The sequence below is a fragment of the Micromonospora sp. NRRL B-16802 genome (assembly GCF_001279555.1).
In the GTDB taxonomy this organism is placed as follows: domain Bacteria; phylum Actinomycetota; class Actinomycetes; order Mycobacteriales; family Micromonosporaceae; genus Micromonospora; species Micromonospora profundi.
The window spans coordinates 78,482-100,447 of record NZ_LGEB01000049.1 but is presented as its reverse complement, the minus strand read 5'-3'; the positions used below and the strand labels follow the sequence as shown (position 1 = coordinate 100,447).

Sequence of the window (21,966 nt, the reverse complement as noted above, 5' to 3'; positions counted from 1 at the left end):
CAGCACAAGGGGAGGAGACGGGATGACACCGGATTCATTGCGGGCCGCGCTTCGAGGCGTACCCGATCCCGAATGGCTGGACGCGGCGCTGCACCGGGTCGCGGCCGAGCCCACCGCGATCAACCGGCTCTTTCCGGTGGTCGGCAGGCGCTGCGGCCGGGGCGCCCTGCCCGACGCGCCCGGCTGGACCGCCGACGACGCGGCCCGGGTGCTGCTGCTCACCGCACTGCCCGGCGAGCACGCCGCCTACGCCGACACCCTCTACCAGCATGGCGACGCTGCCGAACGGCGTGCCGTGCTGCGGGCCCTGCCGCTGCTGCCGATCGGCGCCGAGGCGGTGCCGCTGCTGCACGACGCGATCCGCACCAACGACACCCGGCTTGTCGCCGCGGCCCTCGGCCCGTACGCCCGCCACCTCGACCCGGCCGCCTGGCGGCAGGCGGTGCTCAAGTGCGTGTTCAGCGGCGTGCCGCTTGCCGCCGTCGCCGACCTGGAGAGCCGCGCTGACGGGGAGTTGGCCGCGATGCTGGCCGCGCTCGCCGCCGAACGGCACGCCGCCGGCCGGGAGTTGCCCGCCGACGCCACCGACCTGCTCGACCGGCTCACCGCCGCACTGCCCCGGGAGGCGTGAATGCGCATCTTCGACCCCCACATCCACATGACCTCACGCACCACCGACGACTACGAACGGATGGCCGCCGCCGGTGTCCGCGCCGTCGTGGAGCCGGCGTTCTGGCTGGGCCAACCGCGCACCAGCGCGGCGTCGTTCGTCGACTACTTCGACTCGCTGATCGGGTGGGAGCCGTTCCGGGCCGGGCAGTTCGGGGTGCGCCACCACGCCACGATCGCGCTCAACCCCAAGGAGGCGAACGACCCGCGCTGCCGCCCGGTGCTCGACCTGCTGCCCCGCTACCTGGACAAGGACGCGGTGGTGGCGGTCGGCGAGATCGGGTACGACTCTATGACGCCTGAGGAGGACGAGGCGTTCGCCGCGCAGTTGGCCCTCGCCGTGGCGCACGACCTTCCGGCACTGGTGCACACCCCGCACCGGGACAAGGCGCGGGGTGTCGAGCGCACCCTCGCAGTGGTCGCCGAATCCGGCATCGACCCGGGCCGTGTCGTCGTCGACCACCTCAACGAGGTGACGGTCAAACTCGTCAGGGATACCGGCTGCTGGCTCGGCTTCTCGATCTACCCGGACACCAAGATGACAGCGCTGCGGATGGTCGAGCTGCTGCGCGAGTACGGCACCGACCGGATGCTCGTCAACTCCGCCGCCGACTGGGGGCGCTCGGATCCGCTGCTGACCCGGGCCACCGGCGAGGCGATGCTGAAGGCCGGGTTCGGCGACGACGACGTCGACCGCGTGCTGTGGCGCAACCCTGTGGAGTTCTACGGGCAGTCCGGTCGGCTCGACCTGACCGACCTGGAGGACCCCGCCGCAGTGGACCCGCAGACCGGCAACTCGATCCTGCGCGGCGGCAGCTGATGCGGCTGCGACATGCCGGCGGCGACACCATCCACCTCGGCTACTGCACGAACGTGCACCCCGCCGAGGACCTCGCCGGCATCCTCGGTCAACTGGACACCTACGCCGTGCCGGTCCGCGCGGCGCTCGGCAGTGACCTGCTCGGGCTCGGCCTGTGGCTCGCCGCCCCGGTCGCCGCCGAGCTGGCCGCCGACCCGGCGCTGCGCCGCCGGCTGCGCGGCGAACTGGACGCGCGCGGGCTGGAGGTGGTCACCCTCAACGGCTTCCCGTACGCGGCCTTCCAGGCGCCCGTGGTCAAACACGATGTGTACCACCCGGACTGGACCACCGAGCAGCGACTGACGTACACCCTGAACCTGGCCCGGGTGCTCGCGGACCTGCTGCCCGACGACGCCGCCCGGGGCTCGATCTCCACATTGCCGCTGGCCTGGCGGCACCCGTGGGACGCCGAACGGGCCGACGCCGCGCGGCACCGGCTGGACCAGCTCGCCGCCGGCCTGGCCGCCGTGCAACGCGACACCGGCCGGGAGGTGCGTGTCGGTTTCGAGCCGGAACCCGGCTGCGTGGTGGAGAGCACCGGCCAGGCAGCCGCGCTACTGTCCAGTATGGACACGGACCGGCTGGGCATCTGCCTGGACCTCGCCCACCTGGCCTGTGCGTGGGAGGAGCCGACGGCGGCGCTTGCCCGGCTGCGCTCGGCCGACCTGCCAGTGGTCAAGGTGCAGGTCTCCGCCGCCGTCGAGGCGGCCGACCCGGCTGGCGGCGCCGACGCGCTGCGCCGCTGGGTGGAGCCGCGCTTCCTGCACCAGACCCGAGGTGCCGGCTGTGCGGGCGTGGCAGACCCGGCCGACCCGGCGTACGCGGCCGACGACCTGGACGCGGCGCTGGACGCGGAGCTGCCCGGTCCGTGGCGGGTGCACTACCACGTGCCCCTGCATGCCCCGCCCGAGGAGCCGCTCGGCTCCACGCTGCCGGTGCTGCGCGCCGCCCTCGCCGCGCTGTTCGAGGGTCCGATCGCCGGCTGTGACCACCTGGACGTCGAGACGTACACCTGGGGGGTGCTGCCGGCCGCACGACGGCCCGGCACCGATGCGGAGCTGGCCGCGGGTATCGCCGCCGAGCTGGCATTCGCCCGGGACGAGCTGATTGGCCTTGGCCTGCACACCGAGCGGGCCGTGACCACGGGAGAGACGCGATGAGCCGACGACTGGTGGTGCTCGACGTGGTGGGGCTGACCCCACGACTGCTGGCCCACATGCCACGACTGCGCGGGGTCGCCGACGGCGGCTTCCGGGCCGAGCTGGGCACGGTGCTGCCCGCGGTGACCTGCTCGGTGCAGTCCACATTCCTCACCGGCGAGCAGCCCAGCGGGCACGGCATCGTCGGCAACGGGTGGTATTTCCGGGAGCTGGGCGAGGTGTTCCTGTGGCGCCAGCACAACGCTCTTGTCGGCGGGGACAAGCTCTGGCAGGCGGCCCGTCGCGCCGAGCCGGGCTACACGGTGGCAAACGTCTGCTGGTGGTACGCGATGGGCGCGGACGTCAACTGGACTGTCACCCCGCGCCCGGTCTACTACGCCGACGGGCGCAAGGAACCGGACTGCTACACCGACCCGCCGGAACTGCACGACGCGCTGACCGGGCGGCTGGGCACCTTCCCGCTGTTCACCTACTGGGGGCCGACGGCCGGGCTGCCGTCGTCGCGGTGGATCTGCCAGGCGGCCGAGCAGATCCTCGCCGACGTGTCGCCTGACCTCACGCTTGTCTACGTCCCGCACCTGGATTACGACCTGCAACGGTACGGCCCGTCGTCCGCCCAGGCCGCCGCGGCGGCTGCCGAGCTGGACGCGGTGCTCGGCCCGCTGCTGGACGCCGCCCGTGCCCGGGACGCGACAGTGGTGGTGCTGTCGGAGTACGGCATCACCGACGTGTCCCGGCCGGTGGACGTCAACCGGTTGCTGCGCGCCGAAGGGCTGCTGCGGGTGCACACGCAGGCCGGCATGGAGTACCTCGACCCGTGGACGTCGAAGGCGTTCGCGGTCGCCGACCACCAGGTCGCGCACGTCTACGTCAAGGACCCGGCCGACGTGCCTGCGGTGGCGAAGCTCTGCGCCGGGTTGCCCGGTGTGGCCGAGGTGCTCGACGCCGACGGCAAAGCCGCGTACGGGCTGGACCATCCGCGCGCCGGTGAGCTGGTGCTGGTGGCCGAGCCGGACTCCTGGTTCACGTACTACTACTGGCTCGACGACGCCCGCGCGCCGGACTTCGCCCGCCTCGTCGAGATCCACCGCAAGCCCGGGTACGACCCGGCGGAGCTGTTCTTCGACCCGGCCGCGCCGCTCGCCGCCAAAGGCCGTGCCGGGGTGGCGTTGGCGCGGAAGAAGATCGGTATGCGCTACCTCATGAACGCCGTCGGGCTGGACGCCGGCGCACGGGCGGTACGCGGCTCGCACGGGCGGCTGCCCACCGATCCGGCGGACGCCCCGGTGCTGCTCTGCTCGGATCCGACCGCTGCCCGGGAGCGGATCGAGGCCACCGAGGTCAAGGCGCTGCTGCTGGAACTCGCCGGGCTGAGCGCCGGTGACGGGTCAGTGGAGCGGCCGGGGGAGGGGTCGTGACGGTCACGGTCACCCCGACCGACACGAGTGGACTGCGGGCGCGCTTCGACGCGGAGCTGGCCGCTTTCCTCGACCGGCAGGGCCCGGACTGGCCGGACGGGGCGCCGCGCGGGGTGTTCACCGCGCTGCAACGGTTCGTGCTGGCCGGCGGCAAACGGTTGCGCCCGCTCTTCTGCTACTGGGGTTGGCGTGGGGCCGGGGCTGCCGACGGCACACCGATCGTGGTGGCGGCGGCCGCGTTGGAGCTGTTCCACGCGTTCGCGCTGATCCACGACGACATCCTGGACGGCAGTGACCGTCGCCGGGGCGAGCCGTCGGTGCACCGTCTCTTCGCGGACCTGCACGCCCGCTCGTCCTGGCGCGGCGACCCCGAGGCGTACGGGCGCAACACGGCGCTGCTCTGCGGGGACCTGTGCGCGGCGTGGTCGGATCAGATGTTCCACGAGTGCGGCCTGAGCACGGAGCAGGTGCACAGGGGCTACGGCGTGTTCGCGTTGATGCGGACCGAGGTGATCGCTGGGGAGTACCTGGACCTGGTGTCGGGTGTGGGTGACGGCTCGGTGGCAAGCGCGCTCACCGTGATCCGGATGAAGGCCGCCCGGTACACGGTGACCCGACCGTTGCAGATCGGCGCGGCCCTGGCCGGTGCGGGGCCGGAGCTGCTCGCCGCGTTGGGCGAGTTCGGTGACCCGCTTGGTGACGCGTTCCAACTACGGGACGACGTGCTGGGTGTCTTCGGTGACCCGGCTGTCACTGGAAAGTCGGTGCTTGACGACCTGCGCGAGGGCAAGCCGACGGTGATGATGGCGCTGGTCCGCAGCGCGGCCGACCGGTCGCAGACCGCTCGGCTGCGGGAGCTGTTCGGCAATCCCTCCCTTGACGCGGACGGCGCGGCGGAGCTGCGCGAGATCATCGAGGTGACGGGTGCACGGGAGCGGATCGAGCAGATGATCCGGGTCCGGACGGACGCGGCGTTGACCGCGTTGCGTAACGCCGTGCTGACCGAGGAGTCACGGGCCGCGCTCGTGGCGCTGGCGGGACAGACGATCGATCGCCGCGCCTGACCATCAACTTTCGATCGAATAGACGAAAGTTGATGGTAAGTCATCGGAAGCTATGGACACATCGACGTCCACAACTTAGTGTCGTGCCCAACACGACAGTGTTTCGTCGATGTGAACCGGCGGCGCGGTAATCCATCGATCCATCACCACCGCTACGGCATCCGGCGCGACGGCGCGCGCCCGGCCTGGCAGTCATTTCGTCAGGAAGGGACAGCCCCATGCCCACCAAGGACGCTCCCGCACATCGATCCCGACCATGGTTTTCCGCCGGCTCGGCGCTGCTCCTCGTGGCTGCTGCCGGCACTGTGGCCCTCGGCGCCGGCCCCGCAGCTCTCGGCGGCCCCACACCGGCCCAGGCGCACACCATCAACGCCACCGACTTCCAGCAGGTCGAGCTGGCACGCGGTGTCGCCGACATGGGTGAACCGATGTCGCTGGCAGTGCTGCCGGACCGCTCGGTCCTGCACACCGCCCGTAACGGCACCCTGCGCCGCACCGACGCGGGCGGCACCACAACAGTGGTCGGCACCCTGCCGGTCTACACCCACGACGAGGAGGGGTTGCAGGGCGTCGGGGTCGACCCGAACTTCGCCAGCAACCGGCACATCTTCCTCTACTACGCCCCGCCGCTGTCCACCCCGACCGGCGACGCGCCCGCCACGGGCACCACCTGGTCGGCCTGGCAGGGAGTGAACCGCCTCTCCCGGTTCACCCTCAACGCCGACTTCACGCTCAACCAGGCCAGCAAGGTCGACGTGCTCGACGTGCCGGCGGATCGTGGCCTGTGCTGCCACGTCGGCGGGGACATCGACTTCGATGCCAGCGGCAACCTCTACCTGTCCACAGGCGACGACACCAACCCCTTCGAGTCCGCCGGCTACTCGCCGCTTGACGAGCGGACCAACCGCAACCCGGGGTACGACGCCCAGCGCAGCGCCGGCAACACCAACGACCTGCGCGGCAAGATCCTGCGGATCAAGGTGAACGCCAACGGGACGTACTCCATCCCGTCGGGCAACCTGTTCGCGCCCGGCACGGCCAGGACCCGGCCGGAGATCTACGCCATGGGCTTCCGCAACCCGTTCCGGATCAGCGTCGACAAGGCCACAGGCGTCGTCTACGTCGGCGACTACGGGCCGGACGCCGGCTCCACAAGCTCCACGCGCGGCCCGTCCGGGCAGGTGGAGTTCAACAGGGTCGCCGCACCGGGCAACTACGGCTGGCCGTACTGCACCGGCACCAACACCACCACCGAGACGTACAACGAGTGGGACTTCGCCACAAACGCCACCGGGGCGAAGTACAACTGCACAGGCGGGCCGACGAACAACTCCTTCCGCAACACCGGCCTCGCCACCCTGCCGCCCGCCCAGCCCGCCTGGATCCGGTACGCAGGCGACGCCGGCACCCCGACCGAGTTCGGCGGCGGCTCCGAGTCGCCGATGGGCGGCCCGGTCTACCGCTACAACGCCTCGTCGACCTCCACCACCAAGTTCCCGCAGTCGTTCGACGGGCAGTTCTTCGCCACCGAGTTCGGTCGCGGCTGGATCAAGCCGATCCACGTCAACGCCGACGGCTCCCGGGGCGCCATCGACACCTTCGGATGGGTCGGCAAGCAGGTGATGGACTCCGCGTTCGGCCCGGACGGCGCGTACTACGTGCTCGACTACGGCACCGGCTACTTCAACGGGGACGCCAACTCGGCGCTCTACCGCTTCGATTATGTGGGTGGCGGCAACCGGGCGCCCAGCGCCTCGGCGAGCGCCAACAAGACCTCCGGTGCGGCGCCGCTGACAGTCGTGTTCTCCTCGGCCGGCTCGTCCGACCCCGAGGGCGGGGCGCTCACCTACTCGTGGAACTTCGGCGACGGCACCACCTCCACTGCGGCGAACCCGACGAAGACCTACAACACCAACGCCACCTACACAGCGACGCTCACAGTGCGCGACCCGCAGGGTGCCACCGGCAGCAGCAGCGTGCAGATCAACGTCGGCAACACCGCGCCCACTGTGACAATCAACAGTCCCGGCAACGGGCAACTGTTCAGCTTCGGTGACACGGTTTCGTACAGCATCACTGCCACCGACCCGGAGGACGGCACTGTCGACTGCACGAAGGTCAAGATGACCTATGTGCTCGGGCACGACCAGCACGGCCACCAGATCACCTCGAAGAACGGTTGCTCCGGCACGATCACCATCCCGGTCGACGGTGAGCACGACGACGCGGCGAACATCTTCGCGATCTTCGACGCGGAGTACACCGACGCCGGAGGTCTGACCACGCACACCCAGCACACGCTGCCGCCGCGTCACCGGCAGGCCGAGTTCTTCGGCTCCTCGTCAGGGGTCAACGTGTTCAGCAAGACCCCGGCCGAGGGCGGCAAGACCGTCGGCGACATCAACAACGGCGACTGGATCGCGTTCCAGCCGTACCGGTTGGGCAACGTGACAGCGTTCAACGCCCGGGTCTCCTCGGCGGGCGCCGGCGGTACCCTCCAGGTCCGTGCCGGCTCGGCAACGGGCACTGTCCTCGGCTCGGCCACCGTTCCGGTGACCGGTGGCTGGGAAACCTTCACCACGGTCAGCGGGACGATCACCAACCCGCCGACCGCCACCACCACGCTCTACCTGACGTTCGCGGGGACGGGCACCGGGGCGCTCTACGACATCGACGCCTTCACCCTCGTCACCGGTACACCCCCCACCGGCGGTACCGGCCCGATCAAGGGGCTGGCCGGCAAGTGCCTGGACGTGCGTAGCGCGGCCACCGCCGACGGTACGCAGATCCAGATCTACACGTGCAACGGCAGTGCGGCGCAGACGTGGGCGGTGACGCCGAACTCGACGATCAAGTCGTTGGGCAAGTGCCTCGACGTCTCCGGTGCCGCCACCGCCGACGGCACCAAGATCCAGCTCTGGACCTGTAACGGCACGGGCGCGCAGAACTGGTCCGCCCAGGCCGACGGCACGCTCCGCAACCCGGCGTCCGGCAAGTGCCTGGACGTCAGCGCCAACAATTCCGCGGACAGCACCCCCGTGCACCTGTGGACCTGCAACGCCGCCGCCAACCAGAAGTGGACCCTGCCCTGATGTGAAAGGAAGGGCCCCTTGTTAACGCCTAGTGTTGTACAAGGGGCCCCTCCTAACAGTTTTAGGAGAGCGATATGCGTAGACTCCTGCGACCCGTCCTCGGCGCGGCCACCGCCGCCCTCGCCGTCATCGCCTGCACCACCCCGGCCACCCCCGCCAGCGCCGCCGACGCCCCGTACGACGTGCTGGTGTTCTCCAAGACCGCCGGCTTCCGGCACGACGCGATCCCGGTCGGCATCCAGACCATCCGTGACCTGGGTGCGGCGAACAACTTCACGGTCACCGCCACCGAGGACGCCGCAGCGTTCACCACCGGCAACCTCGCCCAGTACGAGGCGGTCGTCTTCCTCAACACCACAGGCGACGTGCTCAACGCCAGCCAGCAGACGGCCTTCGAGTCGTACATCGGCTCCGGTCGTGGGTACGTGGGTGTGCACGCCGCCGCCGACACCGAGTACGACTGGCCGTTCTACGGCAACCTGGTGGGCGCGTGGTTCGCCTCGCACCCGGCCATCCAGCAGGCGAACGTCAAGGTGGAGGACCGTGGGCACGCGGCGACGGGGCACCTGCCGCAGACCTGGACCCGCACCGACGAGTGGTACAACTACCGGACCAACGCCCGGTCCACCGCCCACGTGCTGGCGACCCTCGACGAGTCGTCGTACTCCGGTGGCGGGATGGGCACCGACCACCCGCATTCCTGGTGCAAGAGCTACAGCGGTGGCCGGTCGTTCTACACCGGCGGCGGCCACACCCAGGCGTCGTACGCCGAGCCCGCGTTCCGCAACCACCTGCTCGGCGGCATCCGGTACGCGGCCGGTCGCAGCAAGGCCGACTGCCGGCCCGAGACCGGCTACACCCCGCTGTTCAACGGCTCGACGGCCGGCTGGTCTCAGGCCGGGCCGGGCAGCTTCACCAACTCGGACGCCACCCTCACGTCGGTGGGCGGCATGGGCCTGTACTGGTACAACGCCAAGCAGTTCACGAACTACTCGCTGAAGCTGGACTGGAAGTTGGCCGGCGACGACAACTCGGGTGTGTTCATCGGGTTCCCGCCGTCCAGTGACCCGTGGTCGGCGGTGGACAACGGCTACGAGATCCAGATCGACGCCACCGACGCGGCCGACCGCACCACCGGATCGGTCTACACCTTCAAGTCCGCGGACATCGCGGCTCGCGACGCGGCGCTCAACGCGCCGGGGGAGTGGAACACCTACGAGCTGCTGGTCGAGGGCGAGCGGCTACAGATCTTCCTCAACGGGGTGAAGATCAACGACTTCACCAACACCAATCCGGTACGGTCGCTGGCCGGCCACATCGGCATCCAGAACCACGGCACCGGCGACGACGCCTCGTTCCGCAACATCCGGATCAAGGAGTTGGGCACCACGCCGCCGCCGACGGGTAACACCACGGTCCAGGCCGAGGCGTTCAGCTCGGCGAACGGCGTCTCCGCGTTCGCCAAGGCCGGTGCCAACGGCGGTCAGACCATCGGTTACATCGACCCGGGCGACTGGGCGGCGTACAACGGCGTGGACCTGACCGGCGTCACCTCGTTCACGTCCCGGGTCGTTTCCGGCGGCGCGGGCGGCACCATCCAGGTGCGCACCGGCTCGGCCACCGGCCCGGTGCTCGGCTCGGTCGCGGTGCCGAACACCGGCAGTTGGACGACGTTCGCCAACGTCACCACGACCCTGTCCGGCGTACCGTCCGGCACCCAGAACCTCTACCTCACGTTCGGCGGTAGCGGCACGGGGCTCTTCGACGTGGACGACTTCACCCTCGTCAAGGGCGGCGGCACCGGCACCCCCGGTGTCGGCCCGATCAAGGGCCTGGCCGGCAAGTGCCTGGATGTGCGCAACGCGGCCACCGCCGACGGTACGCAGATCCAGATCTACACCTGTAACGGCAGTGCGGCGCAGACGTGGACGGTGACGCCGAACTCGACGATCAAGGCGTTGGGCAAGTGCCTCGACGTCTCCGGCGGCGCGTCGGCTGACGGCACCAAGATCCAGCTCTGGACCTGCAACGGCACGGGCGCACAGAACTGGGCCGCCCAGTCCAACGGCAGCCTCCGCAACCCGACGTCCGGCAAGTGCCTGGATGTCAGCGGCAACAACTCCGCGGACAGCACCGTCGTGCACCTGTGGACCTGCAACGGCGCCGCCAACCAGAAGTGGACCCTGCCCTAACCCCCAACCCCGCCATCCTCGCCCCGCTGATCTTGCACTTTCTGCCGGGACCATTGCCGCGAACCGGGTATACCGGCGACCCAAAGTGCAAGATCAGCGGGGAGGGGAGCGGGTGGGCGCGTAGGGGTTCACAGCCTGCTGCCGTACCTTGGCCTGCATGGGGCGGTTCGCGCAGTGGCGCCGGGTGGTGCGGGCGCACGGGTACCGGCTGCTGCACCGTGCCGAGGAGCCTGATCCGCTGGACGGGCCGGCACCCAGCCTGAACCGACTCGACGCCCTCGTGGAGGGCTACGCCGCTGGTCAGCCGGTGCGCTGGACACTGGCCGGCCAGCCCCGGCCGTTGCCCGGCCCGGTCGACGTCGCGGCGTACCGGATCATCGAGGAATCGCTCAGCAACGCGCGCCGGCACGCCCCGGGCGCGCCGGTCGTGGTCCGCCTCCGCTACGACCCCGAGGGCATCACCATCGAGGTACGCGACGACGGCGGCGACGCCACGGCGGTGGCGGGGGAGAGCCGAGGTGCCGGGCGGGGTCTGCTCGGCGTCCGCCGTCGTGCCGAGCGGCTCGGCGGTACGTTCTCCGCCGGCCCGCGCGCCGAAGGCGGCTTCACGGTTCGGGCTGTCCTCCCCGCGCCGGAGGAAATGGTCAGATGATGATCCCGTCGCGGGGCTTTCGCGACGGGTGCGGCGGAAATAGGCTGGGGGCGGCGACCGTGACGGTGGCCGGTGACCCGGTGGGAGGCGCAACCCGCCGGGCCCAGGTGCGCTCGGCACCCACCGGTGTTCCGCCTCGGTCTCGCGTACCGGTCTGACCGGTCACCCTCGCCTCGGTCCGCACAACGGAATCCCCATCACACCAGGGGAGAAGGACAATGGCGCGACCCATCACGCTCTTCACCGGCCAGTGGGCCGACCTTCCGTTCGAGGAGGTCTGCCGGCTCGCCTCCGAGTGGGGCTACGACGGTCTGGAGATCGCCTGCTGGGGCGACCACTTCGAGGTCGACAAGGCGCTCGCCGACGACTCGTACGTCGATCGCAAGCGGGAGACGCTCGCGAAGCACAACCTTCAGGTCTTCACGATCTCCAACCACCTGGTCGGTCAGGCGGTCTGCGACCACCCGATCGACGAGCGGCACCAGGACATCCTGCCCGGCCGGATCTGGGGCGACGGCGAGCCGGAGGGGGTCCGCCAGCGGGCCGCGGAGGAGATCAAGGACACCGCGCGGGCTGCGGCGAAGCTCGGCGTGAAGACTGTCGTCGGCTTCACCGGGTCGTCGATCTGGCACACGCTGGCGATGTTCCCGCCGGTGCCGCCGTCGATGATCGAGCGCGGTTACCAGGACTTCGCCGACCGGTGGAACCCGATCCTCGACGTGTTCGACGAGGTCGGGGTGCGGTTCGCGCACGAGGTGCACCCCAGCGAGATCGCGTACGACTACTGGACGACGAAGCGGACGTTGGAGGCGATCGGTCACCGGCCCGCCTTCGGGCTGAACTGGGACCCGTCGCACTTCGTCTGGCAGGAGCTGGACCCGGTGAACTTCATCTTCGACTTCGCCGACCGGATCTACCACGTCGACTGCAAGGACGCGAAGGTGCGTACCGGGGATGGCCGGCGCGGTCGGCTCGCCTCGCACCTGCCGTGGGCGGATCTGCGTCGCGGCTGGGACTTCGTCTCCACCGGGCACGGCGACGTGCCCTGGGAGGACTGCTTCCGGGCGTTGAACGCGATCGGCTACACCGGCCCGATCTCCGTGGAGTGGGAGGACGCCGGGATGGACCGTCTCGTCGGCGCTCCGGAGGCGCTCCAGTTCGTCCGCCGGCTCGCGTTCGACGCACCGAGCGCGGCCTTCGACGCCGCGTTCAGCAGCAAGGACTGACCGGCGGCGGGGACTGAGCGCGTCGGCGCACGGTCAGCCATACTCCGGACAGACCACGGGCCGGTCGCCTTGCGGCGACCGGCCCGTCGACGTGCGGTTGGTCAGAGCGTGCTGCCGTTGGTGCCCGAGCCGGACGGCTTGGAGCGGGGGGTCGTAGCCGACGGCGACCCGGAGGTCGTGCCGACCGTGCTGCTGTTGCCCGACGAACCGGAGCCCGCCTTCGCGCCCACCGTGGCGGGCGTGCCGGCGAACGCGTCGTCGGCGGCGGTCAGTTCCTGGCTGCCGTTGCCGGTGCCCAGCTTCTCGCCCAGCTTGGTGTGGCCGAGCTTGTCCTTGCCCTCGCTGTAGAGCTTGTTGGCCTGGGCTTGCGCCACCCCGGCCGCCTCCTGGACGGTCGGGTGGTCGAGCACCTTGCGGCCCCGAACCACGAGCTCTTCGTACTTCTCCCGGCCGGCACGGGCGCCCAGGACGAATCCCGCAGCCAGCCCGCCAAGAAACATGATCTTTCCGCGCATGGCGGCTCCTTCCGTACCTGACGCGCCGTCGCCCCTCGGGGTTGCCCCGTCGGAGCCAATTCGCGCCTGCGTCCTCTGTCCGCAGCTAACTACCCATCCTGCTCCCCGCTCAAGCCTGCTTGTGTGGGGATGGCGATTTGCCCCTATTGCGAATGCGCCGTGTCGCTGACCTGCCCGACCCGATCATGATGACTGAGGGGCGCAACCCACTGGACCATCACCGGGGGATGTCCTGTACTCTTGTCCCGTCGCACGGCACCGGCGAGATCCGGGTCCGGGCGGTGCACGATCCCCTGTAGCTCAATTGGCAGAGCAGCCGGCTGTTAACCGGCAGGTTATTGGTTCGAGTCCAATCGGGGGAGCTTCGCTCCACATCAACGCCCGTCGGCTGACAGTCGGCGGGCGTTTTCGCGTCCCCGATCTACCCCTGGCACCCCGATCAGTACCCGTTCAAGGGTGCCCGTAGGCGGTTTGCCCTCTTTGGGCGTCCTCGACCGGCAGGATGGTCGATGTCGACTTAGACTCCGGCTGCGTCGATTGATGCGTCGATTTGGGATGGTGCGGATGTCCGGACGAGGAGGCTTCGGCCGGGCCACGCTGATCGCTGTGGCCGTCGTGCTGGCCTGGCTCGTGGTCGGTGGCGTGGCCGGGCCGTACGCCGGGCGGTTGAGTGAGGTCTCCACCAACGACAACGCCGCCTTCCTGCCCACCGACGCCGAGGCGACCCGCGCCCAGGATCTGGCGGCCGGGTTCGTCGACCGCGAGACCGTCCCGGCGCTTGTCGTCTACGAGCGGACCTCGGGGATCACCGACGCGGACCGCCAGCGGGTGGGCGCCGACGCGGCCCGGTTCGCCCAGGTGCCCGGCGTGGTCGGCCCACTGCCGCCGCCGATCCCCAGCGAGGACGGCCAGGCACTCCAGGTCGTCGTGCCGGTGGACGACGCCGAGGGCGAGGAGATCGGCTCCGTCGTCGAGCAGTTACGCGACATCGCCGGCGGTGAACGGGACGGGCTCAGCGTGGACGTCGCCGGGCCGGCCGGCCTGCTCGCGGACCTGATCGAGGTCTTCGCCGCCATCGACGGGCCACTGCTGCTTGTCACCCTCGTGGTGGTGCTGATCATCCTGCTGGTCGTCTACCGCAGCCCGGTGCTCTGGGTCTTTCCGCTGCTTGCCGCAGGCATGTCGTACGCCCTCGCGTCGGTCTTCGTCTACCTGCTCGCCGACGCCGACATCATCAAGCTCAACGGGCAGGCACAGGGCATCCTCACAGTGCTGGTCTTCGGCGCCGGCACCGACTACGCGCTGCTGCTGATCGCCCGCTACCGCGAGGAGTTGCACAGGCACGACCGCCCGTGGGACGCCATGCGTACGGCGTGGAAGGGCGCAGCGCCCGCCATCATCGCCTCCGGCAGCACAGTCATCGTCAGCCTGCTCTGCCTGCTGCTGTCCAGCCTCAACTCCAACCGGGCACTCGGCCCGGTCGCCGCCATCGGCATCGCCGCAACGCTGCTGGTGATGCTGACCTTCCTGCCCGCGCTGCTGGTGCTCGGCGGCCGTTGGGCGTTCTGGCCGCGTAGACCGCACCGGGACCAGGCCGACCCGCAGGCCGAGCACGGCATCTGGAGTCGTATCGCCGGGTTCGTGGCCCGGCACGCCCGCCCGATCTGGCTGAGCACAGCTGTCGTGCTGGCCGTTCTCACGCTCGGTCTCACGCAGCTCGGCGCCACCACCCTCGGCCAGTCCGACCTGTTCACCCAGCGCACCGACTCGGTGGACGGCCAGGACGTCATCGCCAGGCACTACCCGGCCGGCACCGGCAGCCCGGCCACCATCTTCACCACCGAGCAGACCGCCCGCCAGGTCGCACAGGTGGCGCAGGGGGTGCCCGGTATCGCGGCGGTCCGTCCGCTCACCGCCGGCCCGCAGACCGGCCCACCTGACCCGAACGCCCCGCCGAAGGTCGTCGACGGGCGGGTGGAGTTGGAGGCGACGCTCGCCGACGAGCCGGACAGCGACGGCGCCGAGCAGACCATCCGCAACCTGCGCGTAGCCGTCCACCAGGTGCCCGGCGCGGACGCTGCGGTCGGGGGCTTCACTGCGATCAACGTGGACACATCCGACGCGGCCCGGCGCGACCAGAACGTCATCATCCCCGTGGTGCTGGCGGTCATCGCTGTCATCCTGGCCCTGCTGCTGCGTGCGCTTCTCGCCCCGCTGCTGCTGATCGCCACCGTCCTGCTCAGCTTCGGCGCCACCCTCGGCCTCTGCGCGCTGCTGTTCCGCCACGTCTTCGACTTCCCCGGCGTGGACACGTCGTTTCCGCTGTTCGCGTTCGTCTTCCTGGTCGCCCTCGGCATCGACTACAACATCTTCCTGATGAGCCGGGTCCGCGAGGAGTCGGTGAAGCGCGGCACCCGCGCCGGTGTGCTCGCCGGTCTCGCCGTCACCGGCGGCGTGATCACCTCCGCCGGCATCGTGCTCGCCGCGACGTTCTCCGCCCTCGCCGTCCTGCCGCTTGTGGTGCTCGTCGAGCTGGGCACCGCTGTCGCGGTCGGCGTACTCATCGACACGATCGTCGTCCGGTCGCTGCTGGTGCCGGCGCTCGCGTACGACATCGGGCCGAAGGTCTGGTGGCCGGGCCGGTTGTCCCGGGCGAACGGTGAGCGGGAGGCGCGCGATGCCGGCTGAGACGGACGTGGTCATCGTCGGCGGCGGCCTGGCCGGCCTCGCCGCCGCACGCCGGCTGCACCGCGCGGGCGTGCCGTGGCGGCTGGTGGAGGCCAGCGACCGGCTCGGTGGCCGGGTCGCCACCGACGTCGTCGACGGCTACCGGATCGATCGCGGTTTCCAGGTGCTCAACACCGCCTACCCGAGGCTCGGCACGCTTATCGACACCGGGCGGCTGAACCTCGGCTATTTCACCTCCGGAGTGCTGGTGCGCAAGGGCGATCACCTGCTGCGGCTGGTCAACCCGCTGCGGGAGCCGACCGGCGGGCCACGCACCGCGCTCGCCGGCGTCGGCTCGCTGCTCGACCGGGTGCGCTTCGCGGCGCTCGCCACCGGCTGCGCCACCCTGCCCGTGTCCCGGCTGCTCGCCGCGCCCGAGACCACCACCGAGACGGCGCTGCGTCGCGCCGGCCTCTCCGACGCGATCATCGAGGAGTTGCTGCGCCCGTTCCTGTCCGGAGTGTTCATCGACCGCGAGCTGGCGACCTCCAGCCACGTGCTCGCGATGGTGCTGCGCTCCTTCGCCCGCGGCCGGATCGGCCTGCCCGCCGACGGGATGGCCGCGCTGCCCCGCGCCATCGCCGACCCGTTGCCTGCCAACCTGCTCGACCTGGACACCCCTGTCACGCAGGTCGCGCCCCGCCTGGTCCGCACCCGCGCCGGCGAGATCCACTGCCGGGCCGTCGTGGTCGCCGTCGACCCGCCCGCCGCGTCCGCGCTGCTTCCGGCCCTGGCGAGGGTACGCATGCACAGCTACACCACGTACTACCACAGCGCGCCCGAACCGCCGCTTGGCGAACCGATCCTGCTCGTCGACGGCGACCGGCGGGAGATCGTCACCAACACCGTGGTGCTCAGCAACGCCGCCCCGACGTACGCGCCGGACGGTCGGCACCTCGTCGCCACGTCGGTGGTGGGACCGACAGCCCCGCCCGAGCCGACCATTCGGACCGAACTGACCCGGCTGTACGGTCGATCCACCGACGACTGGACCCACCTCACCACAGTTGTCGTCCCGGACGCGCTGCCCGCCGCGCCGCCACCGCAGGGGCGACTGCGTAAACCCGTGGCGCTGGGACAGGGGCTGTTCGTGGCCGGTGACCACCGGGACAGCCCGTCCGTCCAGGGTGCCCTCGCCAGCGGCTGGCGCGCCGCCGGTGCGGTTCTGGAGGAGCTGCGCGCCACGTAGCCCGGCGTTCGAAGACCAGAAAAAGCGGGACATCGCAGCCGTAGTTGATCACCTATGATCCCCGCCATGCCCGCACCTCTTCCGGCTCCCACCTTCGATGCCGGTGCCGCGTACCCCGAGGTCAACGACCTGCGCAAAGCGCTCGACGCCGCCGACTGGCCCGCCGTGCGGGCGCTGTTCGCCGACCGCGACCAGGACAGCCGCACGCTGCTCGTCGGGGAAGCCGGCAGCCACACCGAGACCGACACGTTCCTGCGCCGGGTGTACGACGAGGACCCCACCGACGCCCTCGCCGGCACCCTGCTCGGCACCCACCTCATCCGTGCGGGATGGCGGATCCGCAGCGGCGCCCGAGCCCAGGACGTCAGCCGGTCGCAGTTCGACCAGTTCCATGACCACCTGCGCCGCGCCGAGCAGGTGCTCATCGACGTCACCGCCCGACACCCGGACGACGCGGCCGCGTGGACCCAACGCATCACCCTCGCCCGGGGCCTCGAACTCGGCCAGAACGAGGCGCGCCGCCGCTACGACCGGCTCGCCCACCACCACCCGCACCACATGCCCGCACAGGCGAGCCTGCTCCAGCAGCTCTGCCCGAAGTGGAGCGGCGACTGGGACCGGATGTTCGCGTTCGCCCGCGAGTGCGCCCAGGCCGCACCCGACGGGGCGCCCAACGCCGCGCTGATCGCCGACGCGCACCTGGAACGCTGGCTCGACTTCGACAGCGCGCGGGAGCAGACGGCATACCTGCGCAGCACGCCGGTGGTGGACGAGATCATGCAGGCCGCCCGGAAATCCGTGCTGCACCCGGACTTCGCCGATCGGTCGGACTGGGTCTGGGCCCGCTCGATGTTCGCGCTGATGTTCAGCCTGACCGAGCAGTGGTCCGCCGCCGCGAGCCAGTTCACCGCCCTCGGCAATCTGGGCAGCGAGTTCCCCTGGATCTACGTCGACGGGGCCGAAGGGTTCACGAAGTACCGCGCCAAGGCGTACGCGAAGGGTGGCCAGTCATGATCCAGCACCTGGACGTGGACGGGGTGCCCACGCTGCTCGCCCCCACCGGCGGGCCGATGCACGCCGGGTTGACCTTCCGGGTCGGCACCGCCGACGAGACGCTCGCCCGGTCCGGCATCACCCACCTCATCGAGCACCTCGCGCTCGCGCCGCTCGGCCTGGCCGACTACCACATCAACGGCATGACGGCCCCCGCGTACACCATGTTCCACACCCAGGGCTCCGAGGCTGACATCGCGGCGTTCCTCACCGCGGTCTGCGCACACCTTCAGGACCTGCCGCTGGCGAGGCTGGAGGTCGAGAAGGAGATCCTGCGTACCGAGTGGAGCAGCCGGGGCACCGCCGCGATAGACGACATCCCACTGTGGCGACACGGTGCCCGGGACTTCGGACTGACCAGCTACCCCGAATGGGGCCTCGGCGCGCTCACCGCCGACGACCTGCGCGAATGGGCCGCCCGGTGGTTCACCCGGGAGAACGCAGTGCTCTGGATCGCCGGCGACCGGGTGCCCGCCGGGCTTCGCCTCGGGCTGCCCGCCGGGGTCCGTCAGCCCGTACCGGTGGCCTCGTCGGCACTGCCGCAGACCCCGGCGTACTTCGTCAGCGGCTCCCGGGCCGTGGTGCTCGACTCCGTGGTGCGCCGCAGCACCGCCGCCAACATCTTCTCCGGGGTGCTGGAGCGGGAGCTGTACCGCTCGCTCCGCCAGGACGCCGGCCTGTCCTACACCACCACGACGGGGTACGAGCCGCGCGGCGACGGGTACGCGTCGCTGCGGGCCCTCGCCGACGCGCTGTCGGAGAAGCAGGACGCCGTGCTCGGCGGCTTCATCGACGTCCTCGCGAAGATGCGGGTCGGGCGGATCGAGCAGGCGGACCTGGACGCCACAGTCGCCAAGCGGGAGGACTTTCTCGGCATCGCGGAGGTGGACGCCGCACGGCTGCCGTCGTACGCCCTCAACGTGCTGACCGGGCAGCCAAACTCCACAATCGACGAGCACCGGGCCGAACTCAAGACCGTCAGCCTCACCGACCTGCACGAGGTGGCCGAGGAGATGATGGCGTCGGCGCTGCTGATGGTGCCCGGCGGGCACCGCGCCGACTGGGCCGGCTTCGTCGCCGCACCCACCCACTCCGCCGACACCGTCGACGGCACCACGTACCGGGCGAAGCAGGGCGCCGGTGGCCTCCGCGTCGGCACGGACGGGGTGACCTACCTGAACCCGAGCGGGCCGCTCACCGTTCGCTACGACAGCTGCTCGGCAATGCTCGCCTGGCCGGACGGCGCCCGACAGATGATCGGCGCGGACGCCATAGTGCTGCACATCGAGCCGACAATGCTCGAGTTGCCCCCGGGAACGATCCAGGCCATCGACGCCGGGGTGCCGTCCGACCGGCACGTCACCATGCCGGCCCGCACGCCGGACCAGATCCCCCAACCGAAGCCGATAGCTCACCAGGAAGAGCCCGCGGGGCGTTCCTGGTGGGAGATCCCGGTGATGGTGCTCAGCGGTCTGGGAACCCTGCTGATGGGCGGTTTCTGCCTGCTGCTGACCATCGGCATGTTCGCTGCCGACAGCGAGCCGGATGACAAATGGTTCTGGGGCGTCATAGCAGTCGGTTGGCTGCTCACTGTTATCCTCGCGTTGCCCATCGTGCTGCTCAACCGACGGCGGCGGTGATGAGGTGGGGCCGGATCGCTGCTGGCCTGTGATCCACCGGGCGGGATAAGATCCGGCGCGGTGTCAGGGGCGGTAGCTCAGCCGGTTAGAGCAGGGGACTCATAATCCCTCGGTCGCGGGTTCGAGTCCCGCCCGCCCCACCAGCCGTTTTCCCTGGTCAGCCATGCTGCCGACGACCCGGGCGAACCGCGTCGAGGTCCGGACCGATGCCCTCAGTCCGCACTGAGTCCGCAGCCGCACGACCCGCCGCACGGTCGAGGCGGTCCGCCACCTGGTCCAGGTCGTCCTCGAACAGGTCCGCGTACACGTCCAGCGTCATGGCCGCCGAGGCGTGCCCGAGCATCCGCTGCACTGCCTTCACGTTGGCGCCCTCAGCCACCGCCAGACTGGCCGCCGTGTGCCGCAGCTCGTGCGGGGTCAGCCTTATCCACGGTGCGGTGAATTCGGCTGACACTCCGGCGCACGTCGCTGACACGCTCGTTGCCGCAGCCCTGGATCAGGGTGGGCACGACAACGTCACGGTGATGGTCATCGACATTGAGCACCAAGCGCCCGACCACCGTTGATCGGTCATCGAGGGACAACGGACACAGCGAGCCCACTGCCGAATTAGCCTCTTAGAGGATCAAGGCGGCCCGCAAGCGGGCCGCGCCGGCCGCGCTCGGCCTGCTGGCGGCGCAAGCGCCGGCATCGGCCGGCGCGCCGGCCGATTGCAGGTGCTCTAAGGACCGGAACCGATGCCTCCGGCGGGGATCTTCGACAGAGATGGGGCCGCGGCGGAGATGGGCTTGAGGCAGAGGAGCGGTACGTGGCAGACGAGGTATTCCCGAGCGATCTTTCCGGCCACTTCTGGACAACGCTGGAACACCGGCCTGAACTCGATCGATGGCGCTTCGAGATCATCGACTACCAGAACAACGTCCTGCTCAGTGGATTGGCCTGTAGCGAGCGGCAGGCCGCAGCCATCGTCAACGCATGGGACCAGGTGATCGCAACGTCACCCGACGAAGAGGACCCCAGCATGGATTGAGTCGATGACCCGGAATGACGGGTGGCCTGCGATGGCTACGGAAGTTGGTCCTCATCACCGAGGTTCAGCATGAAAGACGATCCGGGGTGATCCGGTTGCCACCCAAGGTCAAGCGCCTGTCGTATGGCGCTGGCGACCGCCGAAGGCAGCACCGGAGACGACGGAGCGTTCATCCAGTTGACCGGATGAGGCGACGCCAGCTGGACGACGAGAGTGGCGCGGCCAGGCGGATCCGTCCGCTCAACAGCAAAGCTCAGCGGCGACCAGGTCAAGCCCTGGCTGTACGTCGGCTTCGGGCGGACGATCCAGCGATAGCCCTTGCCATCGACAACGATCGGCCTACTGCCTCGCTTGTTGAGCGCCACCGAGCCTCCCACCATGCCGCAGCAGCACTTCGCGGCCGTAAAGCCATTCGTACAGCCAACACTGTCGACCAAGGCCGACGCGATCCGACAGCGGCAGACGTCTTGAGCAGGGGCAGGTTACCGCGACCAGCCATCCCTGATCTTCTTCTAATCCGCAGGCCCGGGCGGTGCCTGGTAGAACGGGCGGCGTGGAGATCAGCCAGTTGGACCGGGCCTTGGACGAAGTCTTCGACCAGGCGGTGGTGTACCACGCCTACACCGACTACATGCGCGACTACGAGGTCGTCGTCTACGCGACCGCCGACCCGAGGACGGGCATCCGGCCGGCGCACCTCCGTTACCTCTTCAAGTGCTGCGTCGTGTCCGAGGCGACCACGGCCCTGAGCCCGGATACCTGGCGCGGTTCCTTGGACGAAGGGCTGACGGACCCGGAGAGCGGGCTGGATCTCAATGGCTACGTGTGGGCGGTGAGATGGCAGGCCCTCTACCCCGGAGCGCAGCGGATTGCCGACTCGCGGCGCGCCCAGGAGTGGGCCGAGCGGGTCGGGATCGACTTCCACGAGGTCCGCATTGAGATGAACGGACACAACCTCACCTTGATCTTCAGTGACCTAGAAGTAACGCAGCTTCCCATGGGTTACGCGCCCTACCGGGTGACGGAGGGGAGGTAGCCGGATCGGGGGCGGGCTGTCGGCCGGGCGACTGGCGCTTGACCCCTCAGCCGTGGTCGGTCCGCATCTGGTCCGCAAGAGGTCGACGGACGGTGGGGGAGTGGTGTGAGATGTCGAGAGGTGTTTCCGCTGCTAGACCGCAGTATGGCCAGGTCGGCGGGACGGGCAGTCTTATCTCATAATCCCTCGGTCGCGGGTTCGAGTCCCGCCCGCCCCCTCTCCTGGGGCGCATCCTGAGCCGACCCGCACAATGGGGTGGAATCGACATTCTTAATTTGTTATCGTGCTCGATGTTCACGGGTCATTCATGTGGCGGAGTTGATACGGACATGGCCACCTCGTCTTGGCCTGCATCGGTGCGCCGTCGCGCGGCACCGCTTTCTTCCCCGCCACATTGAACCCCCGTCGGCCCGCCATCGACGGCGGCCGCTCGACGCCGTGTGC

19 protein-coding genes and 2 tRNA genes are annotated in these 21,966 nt (G+C 70.0%); 18 read left to right on the top strand and 3 right to left on the bottom strand.

The annotated features are described in order from the left end of the window. Window positions 1-22 precede the first annotated feature (22 nt). The 9 genes from ADK66_RS08430 to ADK66_RS08390 all read left to right on the top strand — a co-directional run bounded on the left by ADK66_RS08430 (window position 23) and on the right by ADK66_RS08390 (window position 12,332). Window positions 23-631 carry an EboA domain-containing protein gene (locus tag ADK66_RS08430; RefSeq protein WP_053653349.1) on the top strand — a complete coding sequence of 203 codons (609 nt, stop codon included), beginning with the start codon at window positions 23-25 and terminating at the stop codon, window positions 629-631. After that, window positions 632-1,489 carry a TatD family hydrolase gene (locus ADK66_RS08425; RefSeq protein WP_053653348.1) on the top strand — a complete coding sequence of 286 codons (858 nt, stop codon included), beginning with the start codon at window positions 632-634 and terminating at the stop codon, window positions 1,487-1,489. After that, complete coding sequence (gene eboE, locus ADK66_RS08420) at window positions 1,489-2,688, top strand: metabolite traffic protein EboE (RefSeq protein ID WP_053653347.1); 1,200 nt, start codon at window positions 1,489-1,491, stop codon at window positions 2,686-2,688. The genes ADK66_RS08425 and eboE overlap by 1 nt, the downstream gene beginning before the upstream one ends. Continuing rightward, window positions 2,685-4,106 carry an alkaline phosphatase family protein gene (locus ADK66_RS08415; RefSeq protein WP_053653346.1) on the top strand — a complete coding sequence of 474 codons (1,422 nt, stop codon included), beginning with the start codon at window positions 2,685-2,687 and terminating at the stop codon, window positions 4,104-4,106. Before eboE ends, ADK66_RS08415 begins: the two co-directional genes overlap by 4 nt. Continuing rightward, a complete protein-coding gene (locus tag ADK66_RS08410; protein WP_053653345.1) occupies window positions 4,103-5,170 on the top strand; it encodes a polyprenyl synthetase family protein in 1,068 nt (355 codons plus the stop codon). Before ADK66_RS08415 ends, ADK66_RS08410 begins: the two co-directional genes overlap by 4 nt. Window positions 5,171-5,388: 218 nt before the next feature. Continuing rightward, window positions 5,389-8,262 carry a PQQ-dependent sugar dehydrogenase gene (locus tag ADK66_RS08405; protein ID WP_053653344.1) on the top strand — a complete coding sequence of 958 codons (2,874 nt, stop codon included), beginning with the start codon at window positions 5,389-5,391 and terminating at the stop codon, window positions 8,260-8,262. A gap of 74 nt (window positions 8,263-8,336) precedes the next feature. Next, a complete protein-coding gene (locus tag ADK66_RS08400) occupies window positions 8,337-10,454 on the top strand; it encodes a ThuA domain-containing protein (RefSeq protein WP_053653343.1) in 2,118 nt (705 codons plus the stop codon). A 157-nt stretch (window positions 10,455-10,611) separates the two neighbouring features. Next, entirely contained in the window at window positions 10,612-11,106 is a 495-nt protein-coding gene (locus ADK66_RS08395) for a sensor histidine kinase (RefSeq protein WP_053653342.1), read from the top strand. Between the two features lie 218 nt (window positions 11,107-11,324). Then, the gene (locus ADK66_RS08390; RefSeq protein WP_053653341.1) at window positions 11,325-12,332 is read left to right on the top strand and encodes a sugar phosphate isomerase/epimerase; all 1,008 of its coding nucleotides are present in this window, start codon (window positions 11,325-11,327) and stop codon (window positions 12,330-12,332) included. A gap of 101 nt (window positions 12,333-12,433) precedes the next feature. Here ADK66_RS08390 and ADK66_RS08385 read toward each other — a convergent pair whose 3' ends face one another. Next, a complete protein-coding gene (locus ADK66_RS08385; protein WP_053653340.1) occupies window positions 12,434-12,847 on the bottom strand; it encodes a hypothetical protein in 414 nt (137 codons plus the stop codon). Between the two features lie 152 nt (window positions 12,848-12,999). Here ADK66_RS08385 and ADK66_RS31370 point away from each other — a divergent pair, with 152 nt between their 5' ends. From ADK66_RS31370 to ADK66_RS08355, 7 genes are all read left to right on the top strand, one after another. Next, complete coding sequence (locus ADK66_RS31370) at window positions 13,000-13,146, top strand: hypothetical protein (protein ID WP_157552341.1); 147 nt, start codon at window positions 13,000-13,002, stop codon at window positions 13,144-13,146. Next, window positions 13,137-13,209 (top strand) — tRNA-Asn (locus ADK66_RS08380). Before ADK66_RS31370 ends, ADK66_RS08380 begins: the two co-directional genes overlap by 10 nt. A gap of 202 nt (window positions 13,210-13,411) precedes the next feature. Next, window positions 13,412-15,535, top strand: coding sequence for an MMPL family transporter (locus ADK66_RS08375; RefSeq protein WP_053653372.1), 2,124 nt, complete (start codon window positions 13,412-13,414; stop codon window positions 15,533-15,535). Then, complete coding sequence (locus ADK66_RS08370; RefSeq protein WP_053653339.1) at window positions 15,525-16,763, top strand: FAD-dependent oxidoreductase; 1,239 nt, start codon at window positions 15,525-15,527, stop codon at window positions 16,761-16,763. Before ADK66_RS08375 ends, ADK66_RS08370 begins: the two co-directional genes overlap by 11 nt. A gap of 66 nt (window positions 16,764-16,829) precedes the next feature. Next, window positions 16,830-17,777: a hypothetical protein gene (locus ADK66_RS08365; RefSeq protein ID WP_157552339.1), complete on the top strand. Its 948-nt coding sequence runs from the start codon at window positions 16,830-16,832 to the stop codon at window positions 17,775-17,777. Next, a complete protein-coding gene (locus tag ADK66_RS08360) occupies window positions 17,774-19,456 on the top strand; it encodes a pitrilysin family protein (RefSeq protein WP_053653337.1) in 1,683 nt (560 codons plus the stop codon). Before ADK66_RS08365 ends, ADK66_RS08360 begins: the two co-directional genes overlap by 4 nt. A gap of 66 nt (window positions 19,457-19,522) precedes the next feature. Further along, a tRNA-Ile gene (locus tag ADK66_RS08355) sits at window positions 19,523-19,599 on the top strand. Window positions 19,600-19,613: 14 nt separating this feature from the next. On the opposite strand, the gene ADK66_RS32230 is transcribed toward ADK66_RS08355, so the two are convergent. Then, on the bottom strand, window positions 19,614-19,910 hold the full coding sequence (locus ADK66_RS32230; protein ID WP_053653336.1) for a tyrosine-type recombinase/integrase: 297 nt from the start codon (window positions 19,908-19,910) through the stop codon (window positions 19,614-19,616). Between the two features lie 354 nt (window positions 19,911-20,264). Here ADK66_RS32230 and ADK66_RS08345 point away from each other — a divergent pair, with 354 nt between their 5' ends. Then, window positions 20,265-20,486: a hypothetical protein gene (locus ADK66_RS08345; protein WP_053653335.1), complete on the top strand. Its 222-nt coding sequence runs from the start codon at window positions 20,265-20,267 to the stop codon at window positions 20,484-20,486. Between the two features lie 35 nt (window positions 20,487-20,521). Here the strand turns inward: ADK66_RS08345 and ADK66_RS30645 are convergent, their stop codons facing one another. Beyond that, window positions 20,522-20,851: a hypothetical protein gene (locus ADK66_RS30645; RefSeq protein ID WP_082377326.1), complete on the bottom strand. Its 330-nt coding sequence runs from the start codon at window positions 20,849-20,851 to the stop codon at window positions 20,522-20,524. 188 nt (window positions 20,852-21,039) lie between these two features. Here ADK66_RS30645 and ADK66_RS08340 point away from each other — a divergent pair, with 188 nt between their 5' ends. After that, window positions 21,040-21,522 (top strand): hypothetical protein, encoded by a 483-nt coding sequence (locus ADK66_RS08340; RefSeq protein ID WP_053653334.1) that lies wholly within the window; start codon window positions 21,040-21,042, stop codon window positions 21,520-21,522. The last annotated feature ends 444 nt before the right edge of the window (window positions 21,523-21,966 follow it).